This is a genomic window from Microcoleus sp. Pol12A5 (assembly GCF_036701435.1).
Lineage (GTDB): Bacteria > Cyanobacteriota > Cyanobacteriia > Cyanobacteriales > Microcoleaceae > Microcoleus.
Genome location: NZ_JAUBQU010000042.1, coordinates 28841 through 49473, shown reverse-complemented (window position 1 = coordinate 49473; position 20633 = coordinate 28841). Strand labels below are relative to the sequence as shown.

General features: G+C 45.7%; 18 protein-coding genes. 9 read left to right on the top strand and 9 right to left on the bottom strand.

Annotation, left to right across the window (positions count from 1 at the left end):
• From QUA45_RS13810 to QUA45_RS13800, 3 genes are all read right to left on the bottom strand, one after another.
• Positions 1 to 966 (bottom strand): protein kinase domain-containing protein (locus tag QUA45_RS13810; protein ID WP_333221120.1); only part of this gene is annotated, 966 nt, incomplete at its 3' end.
• Between the two features lie 142 nt (positions 967 to 1108).
• Entirely contained in the window at positions 1109 to 1327 is a 219-nt protein-coding gene (locus tag QUA45_RS13805; protein WP_333101002.1) for a hypothetical protein, read from the bottom strand.
• A gap of 76 nt (positions 1328 to 1403) precedes the next feature.
• Positions 1404 to 6281 (bottom strand): CHAT domain-containing protein, encoded by a 4878-nt coding sequence (locus QUA45_RS13800; protein WP_333221118.1) that lies wholly within the window; start codon positions 6279 to 6281, stop codon positions 1404 to 1406.
• 399 nt (positions 6282 to 6680) lie between these two features.
• On the opposite strand from QUA45_RS13800, the gene QUA45_RS13795 reads away from it, so the two are divergent.
• Positions 6681 to 6875 carry a hypothetical protein gene (locus QUA45_RS13795; protein ID WP_333066438.1) on the top strand — a complete coding sequence of 65 codons (195 nt, stop codon included), beginning with the start codon at positions 6681 to 6683 and terminating at the stop codon, positions 6873 to 6875.
• Positions 6876 to 6985: 110 nt separating this feature from the next.
• Here the strand turns inward: QUA45_RS13795 and QUA45_RS13790 are convergent, their stop codons facing one another.
• On the bottom strand, positions 6986 to 7288 hold the full coding sequence (locus QUA45_RS13790; protein WP_333221116.1) for a hypothetical protein: 303 nt from the start codon (positions 7286 to 7288) through the stop codon (positions 6986 to 6988).
• A gap of 220 nt (positions 7289 to 7508) precedes the next feature.
• On the opposite strand from QUA45_RS13790, the gene QUA45_RS13785 reads away from it, so the two are divergent.
• The 4 genes from QUA45_RS13785 (at position 7509) to QUA45_RS13770 (ending at position 10579) form a co-directional block, all read left to right on the top strand.
• A complete protein-coding gene (locus QUA45_RS13785) occupies positions 7509 to 9050 on the top strand; it encodes a nucleoside transporter C-terminal domain-containing protein (RefSeq protein WP_333221114.1) in 1542 nt (513 codons plus the stop codon).
• Between the two features lie 220 nt (positions 9051 to 9270).
• Entirely contained in the window at positions 9271 to 9876 is a 606-nt protein-coding gene (locus tag QUA45_RS13780) for a DUF3318 domain-containing protein (RefSeq protein ID WP_333066433.1), read from the top strand.
• A 47-nt stretch (positions 9877 to 9923) separates the two neighbouring features.
• A complete protein-coding gene (locus tag QUA45_RS13775) occupies positions 9924 to 10196 on the top strand; it encodes a hypothetical protein (protein ID WP_333100998.1) in 273 nt (90 codons plus the stop codon).
• Positions 10197 to 10198: 2 nt separating this feature from the next.
• The gene (locus tag QUA45_RS13770) at positions 10199 to 10579 is read left to right on the top strand and encodes an HNH endonuclease (protein ID WP_333221112.1); all 381 of its coding nucleotides are present in this window, start codon (positions 10199 to 10201) and stop codon (positions 10577 to 10579) included.
• 225 nt (positions 10580 to 10804) lie between these two features.
• Here the strand turns inward: QUA45_RS13770 and QUA45_RS13765 are convergent, their stop codons facing one another.
• Together QUA45_RS13765 and QUA45_RS13760 are read right to left on the bottom strand one after the other, a co-directional pair.
• Entirely contained in the window at positions 10805 to 12598 is a 1794-nt protein-coding gene (locus QUA45_RS13765; RefSeq protein WP_333221110.1) for a glycosyltransferase family 39 protein, read from the bottom strand.
• A gap of 90 nt (positions 12599 to 12688) precedes the next feature.
• Positions 12689 to 13909, bottom strand: a complete 1221-nt coding sequence (locus QUA45_RS13760) for a glycosyltransferase (protein ID WP_445305313.1) — start codon at positions 13907 to 13909, stop codon at positions 12689 to 12691.
• Between the two features lie 137 nt (positions 13910 to 14046).
• Here QUA45_RS13760 and cofH point away from each other — a divergent pair, with 137 nt between their 5' ends.
• A complete protein-coding gene (cofH, locus tag QUA45_RS13755) occupies positions 14047 to 15192 on the top strand; it encodes a 7,8-didemethyl-8-hydroxy-5-deazariboflavin synthase subunit CofH (RefSeq protein WP_333221108.1) in 1146 nt (381 codons plus the stop codon).
• A gap of 44 nt (positions 15193 to 15236) precedes the next feature.
• Here cofH and QUA45_RS13750 read toward each other — a convergent pair whose 3' ends face one another.
• Both QUA45_RS13750 and QUA45_RS13745 read right to left on the bottom strand, forming a co-directional pair.
• Positions 15237 to 15899, bottom strand: coding sequence for a Uma2 family endonuclease (locus QUA45_RS13750; protein WP_333221106.1), 663 nt, complete (start codon positions 15897 to 15899; stop codon positions 15237 to 15239).
• 166 nt (positions 15900 to 16065) lie between these two features.
• Complete coding sequence (locus QUA45_RS13745; RefSeq protein WP_333221104.1) at positions 16066 to 16329, bottom strand: hypothetical protein; 264 nt, start codon at positions 16327 to 16329, stop codon at positions 16066 to 16068.
• A 215-nt stretch (positions 16330 to 16544) separates the two neighbouring features.
• Here QUA45_RS13745 and QUA45_RS13740 point away from each other — a divergent pair, with 215 nt between their 5' ends.
• The 3 genes from QUA45_RS13740 to QUA45_RS13730 are packed head-to-tail and all read left to right on the top strand — an operon-like array spanning position 16545 to position 18983.
• Positions 16545 to 16787, top strand: a complete 243-nt coding sequence (locus QUA45_RS13740) for a helix-turn-helix transcriptional regulator (RefSeq protein ID WP_333221102.1) — start codon at positions 16545 to 16547, stop codon at positions 16785 to 16787.
• A 10-nt stretch (positions 16788 to 16797) separates the two neighbouring features.
• The gene (locus QUA45_RS13735) at positions 16798 to 17523 is read left to right on the top strand and encodes a restriction endonuclease (RefSeq protein ID WP_333042058.1); all 726 of its coding nucleotides are present in this window, start codon (positions 16798 to 16800) and stop codon (positions 17521 to 17523) included.
• On the top strand, positions 17520 to 18983 hold the full coding sequence (locus QUA45_RS13730) for a class I SAM-dependent methyltransferase (protein ID WP_333221100.1): 1464 nt from the start codon (positions 17520 to 17522) through the stop codon (positions 18981 to 18983). The genes QUA45_RS13735 and QUA45_RS13730 overlap by 4 nt, the downstream gene beginning before the upstream one ends.
• 248 nt (positions 18984 to 19231) lie before the next feature.
• Here the strand turns inward: QUA45_RS13730 and QUA45_RS13725 are convergent, their stop codons facing one another.
• Positions 19232 to 20470, bottom strand: coding sequence for an LL-diaminopimelate aminotransferase (locus tag QUA45_RS13725; RefSeq protein WP_333221099.1), 1239 nt, complete (start codon positions 20468 to 20470; stop codon positions 19232 to 19234).
• Positions 20471 to 20633: the final 163 nt, after the last annotated feature.

The window sequence follows — 20633 nt, the reverse complement described above, 5'->3', positions numbered from 1 at the left end:
TTCGGTGCTGCCTCTGCTGACTCGCTCAAAGGCTGCTAATAATGTTTCAACTTCTGTTTCTCTGCCGTAGAGTTTTTGAGGGATTTGAAACTTATCTGTAATATCTTTTTGGGCGATCGCAAAATCTGCAATTCCTCCCGTAGTTTTTAATTGTTCTAGGCATTCTTCTAAGTCAGCGATAATTCCCCAAGGGCTTTGATATCTGGCTTCAGCGGTTTTCGCTAATAGCTTCATCACAATATCAGAAACAGCTTTAGGAATTTCTCGATTGATTTGATGGGGCGGTACTGCTTGTTTAGCAATGTGACAGTGGATTAATTCCATTGCATCGCTGTAATCCCATGGCAATTGCCCCGTTAGGAGTTCGTAAAAAGTGACTCCTAATGAGTAAAAATCTGTGCGGTAGTCTATTGCTCGGTTCATTCTGCCTGTTTGTTCCGGCGATATATAGCTAAGAGTGCCTTCTAAAACATTAGGATTTTTCAGGGTAGGATTTTCGCGCTTTAAAACAGTAGAAATGCCAAAATCTATAATTTGAACTCGCCCTGTGGTTGAGTTAATAATAATATTGCTGGGATTGATATCTTTATGAATGATTTTATGTAGATGAATTTCACCTAAAGCCCTGGTTGTTTTAATACCTATTAATAAAAACTCTTCTAAGGTAAGTTGTTGAGAAGCCAACAAGAGCTTTAATGAGTCTCCACCACAATCCTCGAAAATGATAGCCAAACTGTTATGGTATTTTTCTAAGCTGTAGGTTTTAGGCACACTTTCTAGGTTAAGATTGTGTGTGATTTCGTATTCCTGCTTGTATCTAACTAACGAAGCTGGCATCGGATAATCTTGTTTGAGAAATTTGAGAATTACCGGTTGGTTGTTTTGCTTTCTCACTCCTCGGTAAACTAAAGAATTATTACTTTCATGGATTTGGTTAATAATGTCGTAGCCCGGTAAGTTAATCATTCTTACAGCCTCTTGTCAGTATTAATACTCAATTATTTTTTTTAGAAATTGTTAATTAATTAAGTAGATGTATCCTCTAATACATAAATAATATCCGAAACTTTAATAAAAACTTAAGTTTAAAAATAAAAGTTATTTTATATTAACATTTCTTAACAAGAAGACGGCTAAACATTACGGTCAGGAGTGCGATCGCTCCACAGTTTCCTGCAAAATCCGGCAAAACAGAGTGAAGTGCGATCGCCGTTAGTCTTCCTAGGAGATGTGGGCGCTGCATAATTAGAGTATAAATAGGGGAATTACCATGTAATGAAAGCGAGTACAAATCGCCTCTTTTTCCTTCTTCATTCCACATCTTCATTAGGCCTCTTGCAAAAATAATTAGGACGGGCTCTCCGGCAGATCAATTGATAAAAAGGATTTTTGCAAGAGGTCTATTACCAAGGATTGCCAATCATTGTAAAGGCTGCCCAATAATAAGGATGCAAAAGCACTCGATCGCCCCGCGCCGCAATTTCCGGAGGCAAAGTTAGACTCGTAGAAAGCCCTTCGACTCGCAGCATCCCGTCTTGAATCCGCACGCGCCCCTGCAGCATCTCCAATTGCGCGCGCCGCAAAGCCTCCGCTTTAATCATCAAATTGCCACCGCGTCTGGGGGTTCGCAACTGGCGGTAAAACTCCGTCATCAGCCCCAAAGTCCCCTCATCGCTGACTTCCCACAAACTCGCCAAAGCCGATTTAGCACCGCTAGCTACCGCCAAACCCGCAAACCCCAACTCCGCCTCTTCGTCGCCCAAAGCGGTACTGCACGCGCTTAAAACTAACAGATTCACCGGCGGTTCATTCCACCGCAACTGCCGCATTTGATCGATACGCAATTTAGTATCCCACAACTGAATGTAAGAATTTTTCGGTTCCCCAGGCTGGAATTCGCTGTGAGTTGCTAAGTGAATGATGCCAAAAGGCCGATTTGCCCGCTGAGCTTGCAAATTTCCGAGAGTAAAATCTTGATTCAAAAATGATTTTCCGCGATCGGGCGGCGCGATCGACTCTAACTCCACCGGCACCGCCGGTAATGGCGCTTTATCTTCAAATACCGACGCCCCCATCGCCAAAATTTCATCATCAGCAATATTGTCGTAGCCGATATCAGTTAAACTCAGACTCGGCATCACGCTAATGCTGTATTTCTCAACTAAAAAGCCTTTGCCGTCGTGAAGGGCCGCAAACGGCACGCTCCGCAAACCTGCTGCCGGAATTACAATTAAATTGTCAATCTTTAAAGCTGCCAATTCTGTGGCAACTGGCGCAACTAACCACCGATAAAGTTTTTGCGCCGTATCCAAATAACTAATGCTGCTTCTTTTGCGGGGATTAGTTATTTCGCTTTGAAATGCGTCAGCTAGTTGTAACACCTGCCAGCGTGTTGTCGCTGGAATTAAAACGCGCCTCGGTTCAGCGTTAGCTGTTACTAACACTAATTCTAAATGATCCCCGTTAGGAACATCGGAAACTTCTTTGCCATCCGGCTGCAACCTCTGGGTCAAGTTATGTTGTAAGGGATGAGGGGGATGGGATGCGAGGTTGGTTCTCACAGGCAATAGATTAGATAAATCCTGACTGGCCACCACTACAGAATCATTTTGTTTGGCGGCGCCTGCATCCGCTCTGCTGACCCAATTCATATAAATAATTGCCGATTTAATTCCGGTAATTTCTTCGTTTTTGCGAAGATTTTCGTAAATCACCGACATATTACTAATCGGTCTTCTTGCGGGCAAGTCTAGATATTTTTCGTATTCGCGAGTAAAGGTTTTCTCAAATGCTAAAACTCCCGACTCTACCGAATCGAATCTGCGAGAAGGAAGGAAAATATCCGGGTTAATTTGGGAAGTTTTGTCTCGACTTTGCGATCGCAATTCTACTTGCACAGATGCAGGAAGTGACAGCGCCGGATCGGGATTTACGGGGACTACTGGCACTACAGGCGGTACCGCAATTGGTGCGGGAATTGGTTCGGGAATTGGTGCAGCAATTGGTGCGGGAATTGGTTCGGGAATTGGTGCAGGAGTAGAGGGCGCGCCCGGTGTAATTAGGGAAATCTGATTTGGTAAACTTCCTTGGGTGTAAGTTTGTCCAAAAGAAAAAGTGGGCAAAATGGCGTTTCCCGCGCCAGCATTAATGCTTCCTAGGGTTCCATTGTCGATCGCGCCGCCAACTACAAACGGTCGATCGATAGCGCCTCCGTGGCGAATTGCGATCCTCCCCGCCCCCGCACCTCCGGCAGTAGAAATACTGGAAAAATTGCCCGCTATATCGTTGAAAACATTGTTCGAGCGAAACAAACCGAGGGTTGTCACATCAACGCTACCACCAGTACCGCCAGTGCCGCCTTGAGCGTTGATAAAGCCCAACTGAATGTTATCAGTCGCGTTCAGGGAAACGCCCCCGCCGTTGCCGTTTGAAGTGCTGCTGGAGTTGAGATCGAGAGCCGAAATGCCCGATGAAGAGGTGACGGCAATATTTCCGCCGATCGCCCCGGAAGCGTTCAAAGCTCCCGCAGTTAAACGGCCGGCATTGCTTTGGAGAGCGATCGCGCCTCCAGTTCCCGTTGCCGATGAAGAGTCGATCGCACCTGCTGAAACAGTATTTCCCTCAACCCGAATCCTCCCACCGTTCGAGGTAATATTACCAGTCCGAACCTCGCCGCTTCCTTGCAGGTTCACGCTGCCGCCATCCGTCCTTAAATTACCCTCTAAGAGGACATTTTCTGCCTTGATATCGGCTCCCAAAGCGGCCGTACTGTCCCCCCCGAAGGTAACAGAATCTCGCGCGTTAACGCTCAAACTGCGGGCTGTAATTGTGGAAGCAGCCGTCACGCTAGCAGCGTCAGCCGAGAGCAGGCCCAACCTCTGAGTTTGACCGACTAGGCCCTCAAAAGTAATGTTGCCGCCAGCGCGCAGCGTCAAATTATTAGCTCGGCCCGGGATGCTGTCGAGGGTATTGGCAAAAGCGATATTGCCGGTAGTGGCCGCTAGGGCGGCGCTGCGATCGACTGTGACGTTACTGTTGAAAGTCATGTCGCCAGATGTCGCAATATTGCCCGAAACCTCGGTACTGCCGGCGTGGACGTACAAACTCGCCAGCGGTGCAGCTTGACCGACTGTACCGCCGAACAGCACTCGCTGAGCGTCTAGTCTAAGGGCGCGAGCTCCGTCTAGGCTACCGGAGAACAGAATGTTGCCGGTAACTTCCGCGATCAAAGCCACGTCAGCATTGAGGGATGCGTTTCCTGTAAAAGTCAGATCGCCGCCAGATGTCGCAATGTTGGCGTTGAGATCGGTTTTGGGCGCGTCGAGAGTCAAGCTAGCGCTGCCGGTTGTGCTCAGGGGATTGTCGATCCTGATCGAGCTGCCTTGAAGTGTCAGCGGGCTGTTGAAGGTAATGGGTGCGACGATCGCGATCGACGAGCTGCTACCGTTTTCGCGCCCGATCGCGATCGAGCCGAAACCCCCCGCCAAAGCGCCGATATCCCTTGCCGTCAAGTCTAAAATGCCCAAAATATCGCCAGTGCCACCGAGCCGAATCGCTCGGTTATCGTTGGGTTGCAAGCGAATTGTTCCCCCCGCACTGCTGACGGAATTGCTGCCGCCCCTAAAGTCAATGCCGTTAGCCGTGAGAGCGATATTCCCGCCGTTAGCAGTGACTCCGCCCAGAGAGATGCTGCTGGCGAAAAAGTTGATGTTGCCACCTTGAGTCTCGATTAAATCGTTGGGGTCATTGACAAAAAACACTCCGCCCGATCTAAATGTTACGGTGTCTCCCGCGATCGCTTGCAGCGAAAGTTTGTTATCGGGCAAGTCTTGGATGCTGATGTAGCCTGGGGTTTCTAGAACCACGTTGCTGCCGGCCGCCATCTGTTCCAACTGCACTTCTGAGATCGATGTTTCATTGGGTTCTGGTGCCGCTTCGAGTCCGCCACCGGTTGATGGCGCGCTGCTGTCGCCGTTACCGCTGACGATCGTAATATTTGCCGGATCTAGCAACAAATTGCCGATCGCACCGTTAGTTGCGCGGGTATCGACCTTTCCTTGGAAAGTTAAAGCATTTTTGCCGGAAACTTCTACTCTTCCGCCGTTACCTGCGGCGATGCCCCCGCGAGCACTAATCTTGCCAAAGAAGCGAGTTGTATTGTCTGACCAAATTACCGCAGTGCCGGCATTACCGCGGTCGATCGCGTTGGCTGCGATCGTAGAATCAGGACTAATATAAGTTACCAGTGCGTTCGGAACAGGTTCCATCCCCCGGAAACCGCCTCCGACCCGCACAGTACCTCCGCCGTTCGTCCCGGAAGCATCGATATTTGCGCCGAACAGTCCGACTTTTTCCCCTAAAATATTAACTGTGCCGCCAGCATTCCCAGAAGGAGCAAATACATTTACAGAACCGGAGACGATCGCACTTCCCCCATTTATCCCCACTGTTTGGCCGCCAGTCAGTACCAATTGACCTTGTTCGTTAGTCGTTAAACCTGTGGCTGACGCTACGCCGGGGCCCGTCAGCAACTGAGGCAAAGAAACCGGGGCGATCGCATCTTTTTCCGAATGCAAAGACGGAGTAATTTCTAAACTCAACAAATTGCCGATTTGACTGATACGGACTGCATTTTTTCCCGGAACAGCAGCCACAGTAATTTGACCGTTGGGAGCGGATAATTTGCCTGTATTAATAACTGTGCCACCGACTAAAGTTAAACTTTGTCCGGTGCCCACGGCTAAGTTTCCCGCATTGACAATTGTACCAAATTGTAAGTTATTAAAATTAAGTTGATTGGGATTTCCCACTAAAGCTTTGTAATCATTAATTCCGCTAGAATTAAACCAGCGATCGCCGAAACCAATACCTGTAGCAGTTGTCGCCAAAAACGACCCCGGCACGTTTAATCTAGCATTTTGACCGAAGACAATTCCCGCCGGATTCATTAAGAATAAATTCGAGTTGCCACCGGTTACAGAAATCAGACCGTTAATTACGGAAACATTGTCGCCGGAAATCCGCCCTAAAATATTTTGAATAGTTGGATTAGTTAGAAAATTAGCTATTTGACCTTCGCTGAGATTAAATTGGCTGAAGCTGTGAAACAGATTTCCCCCGTTTCCCGACAGTTGTCCGCCGCTAATGTCTGTGCGATTTTGCTCGGACTTAACAACAGTATTCGTGCCGTCAGTAGCGGGAACGACAGGTTGCGATCGCACTGCTAGCGGTAGCAGCCCAAAACCTAATGTCAAAATTAGAGCAGAACGAAAATAGGTCATTGGAGGAAGCTATTAGTCATTAGTCATTAGTTCTTAGTCATTAGTCATTAGCCGGAAGGAAGAGGGAATTCAGAAAAGCTAATTCTCCATTACCAATTTTAATCTCTTCTCGTTTTGATTTTTTTTGAGCTGTAATGTTCCGCCAAAGTGCCAATAAACTTAAAAAGGTCGATCGAATACCGCCACAGCCGGGGGTCGATCGCACTCCAAAACCACCCGTTGCCAGAATGTCGGAAATTTAAGGCAAATTTTGTATTGATCTGTAACAAGTGTATTGACAAACTCCCCCCAGACTCCTATGATTGGAGCACGGATGGGGTGAGAAAGTAAAAACCCACACAATAACTGGCTCCTCTAATACAGTTAAAAACAAAATACTGATGCTTTTAGAGATCAACCATGCAAACTCCAGCTTTCCCATTTCTAACTGAACAAATAGTTGAGCAGATATTTTCGTCAGGCGAACTGACTCGCAATGACAGACAGCGAATTCAGTCAATGCTCTTAAATGAGTCGATCGGCGAGAATGAATTGAGCTTAATTGAAAGAGTCATGGAAGGCGTAGTCAAGGGAATACTTGACGTGCTCAATTAGTTGATAACTGGCGTTAACTTATCTAAATGTAGGGTGCGCCGGGCCGCGCACCTTACCCTAATTTTAAATAAAAAAATCGAAAAGCGAAAAGCAAAAATTCTGTCACCGTTCTAAAAATCATCATCAGGGCCGTCATCCGGACCCTCATTCGATCCCTCCTCCGAGCTCTGATCGCGACGCACAAATTCAGAAGGAGGCCTATCGTTACTCCAGGCCCACCACACGCCATCGCACTGGCAGCGGTAAAATTCTTGCCACTTGCGACGGTTGAACTCGGTATATACTGGCGATCGGCGATTAATCCAGACCTCAGTGGCATCCGTACAGCTAGCGCCGCACTTGGGGCAGCAAAACTCATTAGCGTGAACCGCCGTCGCAGTCCATTCAGGAGGATGTGGAGCAAAAGCTTCCATGTGTTAGAGTTTCTATCTAAACTGCTGGTAATTACGGCAAATCAAGGGTTGCTAAAGATCCGCAGAGTTCGGAATGACCTAAGCAATGACATAAGTACGCTGTTGAGTGCGTAATTTATCGGCCCGTTATTTTTTTTAGTATTTGCCGTCAGATGAATAGTATAACTGATGTGGTGCAAACCGTCGATCGGCATTCTTAAGTATTTCAAGGACTAGGCTTATGTCAATCTACAATCTTATCTCGTTTCTGGGAATTTTTGGCTTATGTGCGATCGCCTGGATTTTTTCAGAAAACCGACAGTCCAAGTATATTCCCTGGCGCGTCATCACCTGGGGCATTGGACTGCAATTAGTCTTAGGATTTTTAGTATTCCTGTTCCCCCCAACTCGCATCGCCCTAGAGTGGTTTACTGGCTTACTCGATGGAGTATTCACCGCTGCTGACGCTGGAGCGAGATTTGTATTCGGGAGCAATGTTGTACCTATACCGGGTAAAGATCCGGCAGTTAATTTAGGATATATTTTTGCCTTTCGAGCTTTACCGACCGTCATATTTTTTTCTGGCCTCATGGCCTTGCTATACAACATCGGCGTGATTCAAATTATCACCGAACTTTTTGCCAAAATCTTTTATACGACTATGCGGTTGAGCGGCGCAGAAGCCCTCAGCGGCGCTGCTAATATCTTCGTAGGAATTGAAGCGGCAATTGTCGTCAAGCCTTATTTGCCGAAAATGACTCGTTCGGAACTTTGTGCAATCCTCTCTTGCTGTTTTGGGACGGCAGCTTCTTCAACTTTAGCAATTTACGTTAGTTTTCTCAAGCCAGTTTTTCCCAATATTTTAGGACACTTAGTTTCAGCTTCAATTATCGCCATTCCCGCTTGTTTTGTTCTCTCCAAAATCTTAGTACCCGAAACAGGCGTGCCGCTGACAATGGGCGGCATTCCCAAGGAAGAACGGAAGCCTAAAGGCCGCGAGTTTGTGGGCGAAGAAATTTCCGAAATGGACGGCGAAGCGATTCCACAAGAGACTGTTGGGGGAGAACCCATCGAACGAGTCAGCCCTCTCGATGCAGCGATAATTGGTGCATTGGACGGTGTAAAAATGGCAGTAGCTATTGCCGCTGTTTTGATTTTAATTTTAGGCTTAGTTTCCTTAATCAATCAATTCTTTGGTTGGCTGGCCATTTTGCCCGGCCCAATTGGTGGCTTGTTCAAAGTTGTCACCTTAGCCAACATTATGGGATTTTTATTTTATCCCCTGACGCTATTAACAGGAGTCTCCATTGACGACTCTTGGCAAGCATCAGTAATCATCGGTCGCAGGCTGTTAGAAACAGCCATTCCGCCCTATCAAAGTTTAGCAGAAGCATCGGCCAAAGGACTGGTGAGCGACCGTACAGTTTTAATAGTCAGTTACGCCCTTTCCGGCTTCGCCCACTTAGCCTCCGTCGGCATATTTGTCGGCGGCACGATCGCCCTAATTCCATCCCGCCGCAAAGACATTTCCGAGCTCGGTTGGAAAGCATTATTTGTCGGCACTTTAGCGACAATGATGATCGCTTGCATCGCGGGCACCTTCGACACCGGAGACGCCAGCATTTTAGGCGCTAAAACAGCCCCTGCTGCCCCGCTAACAGCCCCTGATTCTCCCAAACCACTGCCATCCCCAGCCGCGAATTCAAAGCCATCAGTTGCCCCAGCAATTTCCAGTCCGAAGCCTTCGCCGAAGACTGAAAAAGCAACTCCGAAAGCTCAATAATGTCCCAAATCTGACTCTAAGAAAAGTCCTTAAATGAGCTACGGGACAAGGACACGGCAAGGCCGTGTCCCTACAGATTAGACTCAAATTGCAAGCATTCCCAAACAATCTAAAAATTATCTGCGTTTATCTGAGTTTATCTGCCTTGAATCTGCGGTTGACATATTAATCAAAATTTTCTGCAATAAATCTAATTACCAATAACCACTTCCCAAAAAATATGAATCCAGATCCAGAAATTCGCCGCCTGTTAGATGTGATGCCAGCCTCCGGCCGCATGACGTGTAAAATTATTAATAAGCCCCAACAATCAACGGTAATTGACTGCGATTTTCCTTTGCCTTGGAATCAATCTCGCCCGATTTATATTAATTTTGATTTGTGGCGGCTGCTATCTAAGCCGCAGCGGGATTTACTGCTATTGCGGAATGTAAGTTTTCTGTGCAATTTTAAGTGGTTTAAACCGGATATTTATCAAGGTGCGGCTTTGGCGGGAATTGTCGGGACTGTTGTAGAATTGTTGCAGGGAGATGCGATCGGCACTGCGATCGCGGGCGGTTTGACGGGACTGGCCATGACTCGAATTTGGCGCGACAACCGCAGTTCTCAAGTAGAGTTAGATGCTGACGAAGGGGCGATTAGAGTAGCGGGAAGGCGTGGTTACAACGAAGCGGAAGCGGCAGGACATTTGCTTGGGGCGATCGAGGCTGTGGCGCAAATTGAAGGGCGCAGTTTGGATTTTAATGAGTTGATTCGGTGTCAAAATTTAAAGGCGATATCGGGGATTTCGGCGGTGGGCGTACCCGATAGTGTGAGGCAAGATTGAAAAAAACCTAGATATAATCAAGATGGAAACCCATAAAATCCACAACGATGCTAATCCTGCCAAAACTGGAAAACCTGCGCGATACTCTACCTATAGAAGGAGCTGTCGGAATTGAATTAGTGGAAGGCATACCAATTTTTAGAGCATCCACCGCTGTCAAAAATCGCATCCAAGAACTGTTGGACAAACAACAAAGTTTGCCCCTCAATCCTGACGAAGAACAAGAACTCAATCTTTACGAAGAAATCGACGATTACCTCAGTTTTGTCAATCGGACTGTCCGCAATATTTTCTTGGGGCAGATTCAGCCTACTGTGTAGAAATGTCCGCTCGCCGTCAAATTCCTGAAAATATCCAAAATCAAGTTCGTCAGAGAGCAAACTGTCTGTGCGAATATTGTCATGCCTCCGAACAATGGCAGTACGTAGAGTTTACTATCGAACACATCATTCCCTTAACTAAAAATGGGACTAACGATATTGACAATTTGGCACTAGCTTGCTTTCACTGCAACCGCAAGAAATCTGATAAAACTAGAGCGATAGATGCTCAGTCAGACGTAGAAGTACCGTTGTTTAACCCCAGACAAGATAGTTGGGGCGAACATTTTATTTGGTCTGCGGATGGATTATCAATAGTTGGTTTGACTCCAATTGGACGAGCTACATTTACAGCATTAGTCTTAAATAGAGAGAGTCATTAATATTCTGACCGCTGACAAAGCTATCAAATGACATCCACCTGCAGGCGATTTAATTCAATCAGAAAGTTGAGCATACTGAGAGTGACTCAAACTTTGAGGAGCTACCTCTGCGGCAAAATTTGTACTGCAATGAAAGATCGATTCCTGCGGAAATCTTCGCTAACGCACTTATTTTAATTATTTTAATCGAAAGTGCGATCGACCGAGCCATCCCCTAAGACCTACCTATGACCTAGAACAGTGATAAACTTGATATTCATACCCATCCACCGCAGGCAACTCGCGCGATTCAAGCTGACATTTTTGTGGTTCTAGATTGACAGGTGCGCGAAAATTAACCAGCCACAAATCAAGCGGACGTTCTAATTGACTGAGCGTTTTGTCAAGTGTCCCTGCCACTATTTCCGCCCCATCCTTTCTCTGGTTAGCCAAAAGAAACAGCGGAGAATCAAAGGCTTTAACTTCTTCTTTCTTCCTAACATCCGTTACACCCGCTACAAAATCCATTGCCGAACTTCTTTCCCATTCCCACCCTATCCCCATCAACTCTCCTATTTCTACATGAGTCTTTTGAGTAGTGGCAATTAGGACGGGAACTTTCGAGAATTCGCGGATAACCGGAATTAAAAGGTCGGGTTTGTAATATTTGCGGTAGCCGAGATTGGAATTTACTGTGACACCGCTAAAAAAACCCATTACTAAAATTAGCACGACTGCTTTTTTGCCAGCAATTTTCACAGCAGGTAAATTAAACCATTGACTTTTTGTTGTAGGTGTCTTAAAAATAACCGCCAAGGTTGCTCCTAAAAGCAATATCACCCCCGGAAAGTAGACGAAATTGTATCGAGCCCCGCGAGTTAGGTCAATCCCTAGAATATATGCAAAGCTGAAAAATAGGAAAATTGAGCCTAGCACAAATCCGCCGAAAATAACAGTACCTAAACGAGTATCTGGCATTGTTAAGGAATTTTTAAGAGCGCTAAACAGGATGGGCAGCACCAATATAAAAAATATTGTCATTGCGATCGCCGATGCAACTACTACTGCCAAATTTTGCGATTCAACGGGCAGCAGAGACATCACAGTGATCCATCCAGCTAAAGCTTGAAAAATCGGATTAATCACATTTAAAAATGTGCGATCGCCGCTGACAATCCAATTAGTTAGTTCGTTGCCGTATTTATTTGACAAAAATACCGGCAGCCAAACTAAACCGCCAGCCAAAGTACCCATCGCTACGGAGAAAAGCCGCCAGAGGATGTGAAATTGCCAAATATTAGGCTGCTGGCTGTTGTCAATTGGCAACTTTCCATTAAACTGCTGCCAGATTACTGCAATTAATGCTATTGCTTCCGCACACAAAGTCAGTGCAAAAAAGTAGTGAACCGCAATTCCTAAACAATTAACCACTACCCAAAGCAGCACCGCCCAAATAGGCAATGGAGCGCGCTGCTGTAGCTTTTTGGCAGCTAATGTCAAGCAAAAAAGAGAGGCAACAACTAATAAGATTCCTAAAGTGTAATGGCGAGCTTCTTGAGCGAGATAAATGCCGTAGGGAGAAACTGCCATCATCGCGGCCGCACATTGACCGACTAAACGAGAACTAAAAGTAAATTTGCCCAAAAAGTAGATAGCAGGAACTGAAATCACGCCCAATAATGCAGGAAGAGCTCGCCCAATCCAAACTAAACTATCCTCAGTCGGCCCAAACAGTCGCATCCACCAGTGGGCGAGCATAAAATACACTGGTGGATGGTTGCTTTCTAGCAGCAAATGGTTTAGAACATCTGCAATGCCAGCATTGGGACGCAATTGTAGCGGTTGTAATAATGTAGAAAGGTCGATCGCGCGATCGAGCGGCACCCCTCGAAAACTGTTGCCCAAACTAAAAACTAGAGTCGAAAACTCGTCCGTCCACAGCGGTTTCGAGTCCAAATTGGCAAAGCGCAAAATAAAGGCGAGCGCCGTCCACAGCAATAGCAACAACAGTTGTTTGTTCTTGATCATTAATTCAGTCATTCAAAGGCATAGGGAAGAAGAGCCATTAGTCATTAGTCATCAGTCATTTTATCAACGATCAATTACTAATTACCAATTACCGATTACCAATTACCTATCTACTTCCGTTACCCGCCAGCTCAACTTCATATTAATCCAGAAGTTCCACAGAGTCACAGCCGCGATCGCAATTAAATTAGCCAAATATTCATTCATCCCAAAAACATTAAACAGCAAATTAACCAGCAGCACATTCAAAATCAAACCCATCAAGCAAATCGTATTAAATTTCAACAGCCGTTTCAATCGCTGGCGCTTTCCTGGCTGCCGCTTAGAAATATCGCCAAAAGTCCACAAATCATTCCACAAAAAGTTACTGATAATTGCCAATTCAGCAGCAACGATCAGACTGCGAGTCAGTTCCCAATTGAGGATATCCCGCAGCACGTACAAAACCCCCATATTCACAAACACGCCGCTGAAACCCACGATGCCAAACCGCAGAAACTTGCCCATCGGCCAGCGGGCAAACCGCAACCGAAGCAAATGTCGCAAATACTCAATATACTGTTTCCAAGTAACTTTGCTCTCGCCTTCTTGCCGTTCCTGAAACACGTAACCAACTTCTCCAATCCAGCGGATGTCCCCCCTGCCGAGCACTTCAATCAATATTTTGTAACCAGCAGGATTCATGGTTTTGCCCGCTATGCAACTGCGACGCACCATAAAATACCCGCTCATAGGATCGGAAACTCGGCCCACGACTCCCGGCAGGATCACCAACCCCAGAGTTTGAGCGCCCCGCGATAAAAATCGCCTGACAACGCTCCAATCGCTCACCCCGCCCTCGGCAACGTGACGGCTCGCAGCAGCTAAATCTGCTCCCCGCTGAATTTCTGCTAAAAGCTGCAACAGCGTCTCCGGGGGATGCTGCAAGTCGGCATCGATGACGCCCAAAACCTCGCCCCGAGCTGCCTGCCACCCGCGAATTACTGCTGTGGAAAGTCCCCGCTCCTCTTCCCGGCGCATTACCCGCAATTGCGGATATTCCGGTGTCAGGGACAGGGCAACTTCCCAGGTGCGATCGGGGCTGTCGTCATCGACTACAATTAATTCGTAGTTGCCGGGAATACTGCCATCGAGCAAGTGGCTCAATTTTTCCACAATACTCTTGACATTCTTGCACTCGTTGTAGGTAGGAATGACCAGGGAAAAATAAATTGGCGGTGTGCCTGCGTCTGTAAAATTTGAATTAAAAGTCTCTAAAGCAGGAATTTCCAAAGGCCCAGACGGCACTGGCAATAACTGATTTACTTGGTTGACTCCGATCATTTCAGTGTCCAGAAAATAAAGGATGGTTTTGTAAGACTTGAGATTTTAGAAGATCGTTCCTCTATAGTTGATTCGTTAAAATATAAAAACGCCTTAATTCTAGGCAGCAATTCTGTAGCTTAGCTAACAAAAAAACTGTGGATGCAATTCTCGATCGAGCTTTACAAGGTTATAACATCTCTTCCGCAGAGGCCTTGATCCTTTTGCAGCAAAGAGACCCAGACGCGCGAGCTTCTATTCAAACAACCGCTGATTTGCTCCGCCGCCGACAATCAGGGGATACTGTCACCTATGTTATCAACCGCAATATTAACTTCACCAATATTTGCGAGCAGCATTGCAGTTTTTGTGCATTCCGCCGTGACGAGGGAGATGAGGGCGCTTTTTGGTTAGATGCAGCTCAAATTCAGGAAAAGGCAACTGATGCAGTGCAGCGGGGTGCCACGGAAATTTGTATGCAGGGCGGCTTAAATCTTCAAGCTAAGCTGAACGGCGCATCTTTGCCTTATTATGTGCAATTGGTGAAAACTATTAAGGATAAATTTCCTCAGTTGCACTTGCACGCTTTTTCACCTCAAGAGATAGAATTTATTGCCCGAGAAGATAATCTCTGTTTCAGCTATGTAATTTCGGCTTTGCAGGATGCGGGAGTTGGTTCGATGCCCGGAACTGCTGCAGAAGTTCTCGACGATTCTGTGCGACGGGTAATTTGCCCGGAAAAACTAAATTCGGCAACTTGGCTGGAAATTGTGGGAACTGCTCACAGTCTGGGTTTGCCGACAACGAGTACGATGCTGTGCGGGCATATTGAGACAGCCGAACAGCAGGTTTTGCATTTAGAAAAAGTACGATCGCTCCAACAAACTGCGATCGACCAAAACTATCGAGCACGCATCACAGAATTTATTTTACTACCATTTGTCGGGCAAGAAGCACCGGCTCCTTTGCGGAGTAGAGTCGGTCGCGACCAACCAATTTTAGCAGATACATTGTTACTCACCGCTGTATCGAGAATCTTCTTAGGCAATTTGATTTCCAATCATCAACCGAGTTGGGTAAAATTAGGTTTAGATGGAGCTACAGAAGCGCTGAAATGGGGTTGCAACGACATCGGCGGTACATTGATGGAAGAGCACATTACAACGATGGCCGGTGCGGTTGGCGGCAGTTGTCAATCTGTGGAAGATTTGCAAAATGCGATTAGTTCTTTGGGGCGGAGTTATCAGCAAAGAGATACAATTTATCGACCTTTAGGGGTTGACAATGTGGCAGTAAGTGTGTGATTTTTTGGATGCGAAGTGCGAAGTGCGTAACGTCTCCTACGAGTTTAGCCGTTAGCGAAGCCCTCGGAGAGGATCGCACTTTCAAATTCTTCTAGCGCTTGCAAATTTCCCACCTGCCAAGCACGTTCCACTGTAGCCGGAATCAGTTGCGCGATCGCAATTCCCGGAAAATTCGGACTCATATCCGATTCTACATACTCTCCATCTTGCAGCAAATAAATGCGAAGTCTGCCGCTGTCGTAAACCCATACTTCTGGAACTCCAATAATTTTATAGGCCTCGATCTTTGTTTTAGAAGTTACATCCGTCTCAATTGCTAAATCGGGCGGCGGATCGTCCGGTAAAAGTCGACGGCGGTTAATCATCCGCTGATAATTTAGAATATAAAAGCAAGCATCAGGTTCAACTCCTGCTGCACCTTCCCGTTTGAAAGTAGTAGAACCGAAGGGTTGGTATCTTATGCCCGCCGACTTGAGTAAAATTTTGACAATATCAGAGATTAAATCTCTGGGAATTTCGTGTTCGGGTAAAGGAACCATAATTTCTAAAGTCTCTTGGCTGTAAGCAACTCGTGCCGATCGCTTTTCTCCCAATTCCTCCAAAATTGACTCAAATTCCAGCCAAGTTATATTGGGAATAGTTACGACACTGCCGGGAGCAAGCTCGATCTGGCTAACAGGTTTGAGGACGGGAGTGATAACAATCATAAGCTGAATTGCGAGCTAGTTGTTAAGTTTGTGCCAAGGGCAGGCAGGATGCCTACCCCACAAGAGTTTTTGGATATATCTGTTGAGTTTAGCACGGGCAACGAGAAGAGATTCGCGATCGCACTTTTGACTCAATTCTAGAAACATTGATCGCACATTTATGAATTCATTGCAGCCGGATTAATTTGACTAACAGACTCATGATTTCTCCCTGATCGGGTGTAATAATGATGCGATTGTCGGGAATGGCGATCGGATGAGTCCAACGAACAGCTTCCTCGTAGCGCAATGCGTGCAGTTGGTGGATAGTTCGGCGTACCCCCAGCGGCGAACCGATGATGACGTGACGGACTGCTTCGCGATCGCCCTCAAAGGTTTGGTTGGTTAAAAGATTGGGCGATGTTTGGTTCGATGATGAATCTTGCAACATAGCTTTGACTAATAATTTTGGATTGGTTTGATGCTTTGTAACGGTAAAACCGCGTACAATAACAAGTTGAAGAAAAGACAGCAATTCCCCTACAGCACAAGTGGCTTAGCTGGTGCTGTCTAATCTCTATTGGGTTAAATCTAAATTAATTTAGGGTAGATGTCAATCATTTTAGGCAAAACCCAAATAAATTAATATAACTTAACAAATAGCCTATGGAAACCTCAGAAAGAGCCGATCGATCGCCCCTAATGCGACTGAGAGTTCAGCGGTTTATGACTCAAAAGCAGCTAGCAGAAGCACTTGGCGTTACGGAAGCGACGGTAAGCAACTGGGAAGCTGGGCGATCGGTACCGAAGCTAACGCCTGTTCAATACAAGAAGTTGTTAAAGATTTTGCAAATTACTTCCGATGAATTACCAGACCAATTTGGTTTTCCCAGCGAGGGCGATCGATAGAATATTAAGAGTGGCAAATAATAATGATACTGTTTACCTTCTCAGCCAATTAAAAATGTGGTGGTTCATCAAAATGACAACTCTGACCGTAGAAATTCTTTGTTCTGAGGCGGCAATATTTTCAGCAGCCGAGTCTCAACACCCGGAACCTCTGCTTTACGGAATCACAGACGGAAAGGCTGTTGGAACATATTTGGAGCAAAAGTTCAGACTCTATCTCAAGCAGCAATATGAATTTATAGATGGCAATTCAGCAAGCGGCATCGATTTCCCAGGGATATTGGTTGACGTGAAGGTAACAAGTGTTAGGCAACCGCAGTCGTCATGTCCTTTCAAATCTGCAAGGCAAAAGATTTTTGGGCTGGGATATTCACTGATTATCTTTGTTTACGAAAAGACAGACAACAGTACCATCCGAACTGCAACGCTGAATATTTTGCATACAATTTACGTTAGTGCCGAAAGAACAGCAGATTTTCAAATGACCCGTGGAATTCGCTATATTTTAGATAACGAAGGCAATAAAGATGATTTGCTTGCTTTCATGTTTGACAAAAATCTACCTGTTGACGAAATTGAAGCAGGTAACATTGCAGACGAAATACTGAGAAACCCACCCTTGCAAGGTTTTTTGACCATTTCTAATGCGTTGCAATGGCGACTTCAGTATGGAAGGGTCATTGAGCGTGCCGGACAACAGGAAGGTGTTATCGCAGTTTATAAATCTAACCAATGAGTTCTAACAATCGCAAAACCAAACTAGAATACGGCGATTTTCAGACACCGCCGGCATTAGCCGAGATGGTATGTCGAAAATTAGTAGAACTTAATGTCAATCCTGGCACCATAATTGAGCCGACGTGCGGTATCGGTAATTTTATTCAAGCTGCTGCACGTTCGTTTCCATCCGCAGCCAAAATTATTGGGGTTGAAATAAATCAAAATTACTTAAAAGAAGTCAGACTAAATAAGCAATTATTTCAGGATGAGAGATGCGATATTTGGCACGGAGATTTCTTTGATTTTGATTGGAAATCATTAGTCGATCGATGTAGCACTCGACTGCTTGTACTCGGCAACTTTCCGTGGGTGACCAACTCGCAACAAGGAACTATTGGTAGCGAAAATTTACCTAAAAAAAACAATTTTCAAAATCACAGTGGCTTAGATGCTCTCACAGGTAAGAGTAACTTCGATATCTCAGAATGGATGCTGATTCAGGCGGTGCAATGGCTGCAAAAGCGCGATGCCGATCTAGCGATGCTTTGCAAGACTTCGACTGCTAGAAAGTTATTGAATTACCTTCACTCTCAAAAACTCAATCTCGCTGACTGTGCAACTTACAAAATAGATGCTAAAAAATATTTTGATGCAAATGTTGATGCTTGTTTGTTAGTCTGCAAATTTGATGCTCATTCGCGAAACTACTTCTGCGATGTATTTAGCAGTTTAGAAACTTCAGACTGTCACCGAATTGGATATCACAACAATCTCTTGGTTAAGGATATAAATTCTTTCAGTAAATTGAGTAATTTATATGCTGTGAATTCAGGGACAAAATGGCGATCGGGTGTAAAGCACGACTGTTCTAACGTGATGGAGTTTCGCAAAATAGACAATTATTTTGTAAATACATTCGGAGAAGTTGTCGATATTGAGGACACTTATCTGTTTCCGCTAATCAAAGGCTCTGGTGTTGCTCAAAATCGAATTAATGCTACCGATCGATATATGCTCATTACTCAAAAATTTATCGGGGAGTCAACTGAAAATATCAAAAAAATAGCTCCTAAAACCGGGCGCTATCTGGAGGATTGCGGGCAATATTTAGATAATCGAAAAAGCAAAATTTATCAAAACAACCCTCGATTTTCGATTTTTGGAGTTGGCGATTATACCTTCAAACTTTGGAAAATTGCGATTTGCGGGCTTTATAAAAAACTGGATTTTAGGTTGATCGGTGAAATAGCTGATAAACCTGTGGTTTTTGATGATACTGTTTACTTTCTCGGCTTTGACGACGAGGAAGTTGCGCGTCAAACTTTTGAGCTTTTGAATTCACCGGCGGCGATTAACTTTTATTCAGCGATCGTATTTTGGGATGAAAAGCGCCCGATTAAATCCAGTATTTTAAATTGTCTGAATCTGGCACTACTGGCAGATTGGGAGTTTGTAACTGCAGATGCACGCAGATAAACGCAGATGGATAGAGATATAATTTATATTATCAGTAATTCTGAAAACCTATAACTCTAACTTTACCCAAGCTCGTCAACTTCGAGGAATTTGTGGAGTGGCTGCCTGAAAATTCGGCAGTAAGCTGATTATAACTCACATTTTTCAGCATTTGCATGAACAGGCAAGATGCCTGTTCCAGAAGAGATCAATTTTCTTGTGGGGTGGGCCGAAGAACCCGGCCCCAAAAAGATTTATCTCTCCCCCTTTTACACCTTAAACTTCTCCACAATCCGTCTCATCGCCTCCTCCACATTCTCCCGACTATTAAACGCCGAAATGCGGAAATAACCCTCACCCGCCGCACCAAAACCAGAACCCGGAGTTCCCACCACATTGCAAGTTTCCAGCAACTTCTGAAAGAAATCCCAACTCGACAAACCGTGAGGCGTTTTCACCCACACATAAGGTGCATTTTCGCCACCAAAAACCTCGATTCCCGCCGCTGTCAACTTCTCGCGAATAATCGCAGCATTTTCCATGTAAAAATTGACTAATGCCTGAATTTGTGCCTTGCCAGCCTCAGAATAAACCGCCTCAGCACCGCGCTGCACGATGTAAGAAACTCCGTTAAACTTAGTAGATTGGCGGCGGTTCCACAACTTCCAAATTTCGACATTGGACCCATCTGCAGCTTTTCCAGTCAAAGTCTTCGGTACAACTGTTAGCGCACAACGAGTACCCGTAAAACCAGCATTTTTGGAAAAAGAACGAAATTCGATCGCACAATCACGCGCCCCTTCAATTTCGTAGATAGAATGCGGTAAACTCGGATCGGTAATATACGCTTCGTAAGCCGCATCGAAGAAAATAATCGAACCGTTAGCTTTAGCATAATTTACCCAAGCTTGCAAGTGTTCCTTGGTTGCAGTTGCCCCCGTCGGGTTATTTGGGAAACACAAGTAAATTAAATCGACTTTTTTGTCGGTGGGAATTTGGGCAGTAAAATTGTTTTCCGCTGTAATTGGCAGGTAAACTAAGCCGCCGTATTCGCCATTTTCGTTCGCATCTCCCGTGTGTCCAGCCATCACGTTAGTGTCTACATACACCGGATAAACTGGATCGGTAACTGCGATCGTGTTATTGTTGCCAAAGATATCGAGAATATTGCCACAATCGCACTTAGAACCATCAGAAATAAAGATTTCTGAAGCATCAACATCGCATCCCCGCGACTTAAAATCGTGCTCGGCAATTTTCTCCCGCAGCCACTCATAACCTTGTTCCGGGCCGTATCCTTTAAAGGTATCCCGCGAACCCATGTCTTCCACCGCCTTCACCATCGCCTCCCGACAAGCAGCCGGTAGCGGTTCAGTTACGTCGCCAATCCCCAGCCGAATGATGGGCGCTTCCGGATTCGCCTCTGCATAGGCTTTCACCCTGCGCCCAATTTCGGGAAACAAGTAGCCGGCTTTGAGTTTGAGGTAGTTGTCGTTGATAGTTGCCATAGTTCGATCGCTACAAATGTCGTAGAATAGCTTACTCCCAATTGTCTCTCTCAAGCAGCAGCAAGTTCGGCAACCAGCAGTCTACGGGATTTAACGGATGTAACGGATTGATGTTCAGGGAAGAGAAAAATTTTCCCCACTCGGACACTCGAACACTCCGCCA